Origin of the sequence: Methyloceanibacter marginalis (assembly GCF_001723295.1) — a bacterium.
In the GTDB taxonomy this organism is placed as follows: domain Bacteria; phylum Pseudomonadota; class Alphaproteobacteria; order Rhizobiales; family Methyloligellaceae; genus Methyloceanibacter; species Methyloceanibacter marginalis.
In genome coordinates, this window is record NZ_LPWD01000366.1 from 1 (window position 1) to 1,467 (window position 1,467).

Below are 1,467 nucleotides of genomic sequence, written 5' to 3' on the forward strand. Positions count from 1 at the left end.
CCGGGCGGCATGGCGCTGCGTGCTTCCGCCTCTCCCGGCCCGGCGAGCGCGTTGTCGCCTATCTCGACAATCTCGGCCGTCTCGAGGGCACCGTCGCCCGAACCATCGAGGGCGGCTTCGCCGTCGAAATCAAGGCGAGCACGCAAAAGCGCGAGCGCATCGCAAATCTGCTCACCTGGTACACCAATCGCGACTACCTCGAAGGCGAAGAGCGGCAGCATGAGCGCTTCGAGCCGCGCATTGCCGCCCAGAAGCTGATCCTGCCCAATAGCGACGTCCATGACTGCCGGGTGCTGGACGTTTCCTTGAGCGGCGCGTCCGTGGCGACCCGGGTAAAGCCCCCTCTCGGCACCGTTGTCATTCTGGGGCGCTGCGCGGCAGCGTGGTCCGCTATCACGACGAAGGCTTCGCGATTCAGTTCGCCGAACTCCAGGATCCGGACAGCCTGGCCTGGACCTTCGGCTAGACTAACGCAAGACTAACCTTTCCCAATTCTTTCGAATGGAGCGCCGTCGCCCGCCGCAGGTGCGCGAAAAATCGCGCAAATCCGGGCCTGGACATGCTTTGTTCCAAACTATCTAAAATTTTATGGAAACCAAGAACATTCAGGTTTGAGTAGGTCTCACTAAAAAACCGCTACCAATACTACTTCAAAACGCCAGCTTTCTTTATCGGGATCTCAAAGTCTTTCTGAGAGAGTGCTCCTCAACAACAGGGGGGTACAATGAAACAGTTCGTTCTTGGGTCGGCTTTTTTGATGTTTATCTCGTCGTTGCCGGCAGACGCCACCAATAATCATGCGATCTCGCTCAAGTCTCAGCTCGAGCCGCAGAAGGTGACGTTCCTGCAATCCTTCGGCGAGACCTTGCCGCCAATCGGCTATGTGAATTTCTGCCGCGAGCGGGCCGATGAGTGCCGCCCGGCGCACCGATTTGCCGACCGCGTTCAGTTCACCGACGGCAAGTTGGCCGAGCTCAAAGAGGTGAACGTCAGCGTCAATGACGCCGTGGCCCCGGTCACCGATCTTGACCTCTACGGCAAGGTCGAGGTTTGGACCTACCCCGTGAAGGAAGGCGATTGCGAGGATTACGTCCTGCTCAAGCGCCGCATCCTGATCGAGCGTGGCTGGCCTGAAAGCACGCTGCTGATCACCGTGGTTCGCGACGAGAATAACGAGGGCCACGCGGTGCTCACGGTTCGGACCGACCGCGGCGACTTCGTTCTCGACAACAAGCAGCGCGACGTCCTGGCCTGGGCAGACACGCCTTACACCTACGTCAAGCAGCAATCGGCCCGCAATCCGCTGGTGTGGACTTCGCTTCTGCCGCCGAGTCTGGCGCCCCAGCCGGCAACGTCCGCTTCGAACTAAGGAGAGTTTTAGCGCCCTGATCGCTCAGGGACATCGTTTTAGGGCCCGGTGATCATCCCCCACCCATCCCCGACCCAACCGGGCCTTTTCCTGAGCCG

General features: G+C 59.9%; 1 protein-coding gene and 1 pseudogene. Both read left to right on the top strand.

The annotated features are described in order from the left end of the window. Window positions 1-482: pseudogene (locus AUC71_RS19660) on the top strand (PilZ domain-containing protein); the annotation flags it as partial. A 242-nt stretch (window positions 483-724) separates the two neighbouring features. Then, window positions 725-1,369, top strand: a complete 645-nt coding sequence (locus tag AUC71_RS12850; RefSeq protein WP_244500952.1) for a transglutaminase-like cysteine peptidase — start codon at window positions 725-727, stop codon at window positions 1,367-1,369. Window positions 1,370-1,467: the final 98 nt, after the last annotated feature.

Excerpts from the sequence above, each read along its gene's own strand:
- AUC71_RS12850 (WP_244500952.1), top strand. The coding sequence starts at position 725 with ATGAAACAGTTCGTTCTTGGGTCGGCTTTTTTGATGTTTATCTCGTCG.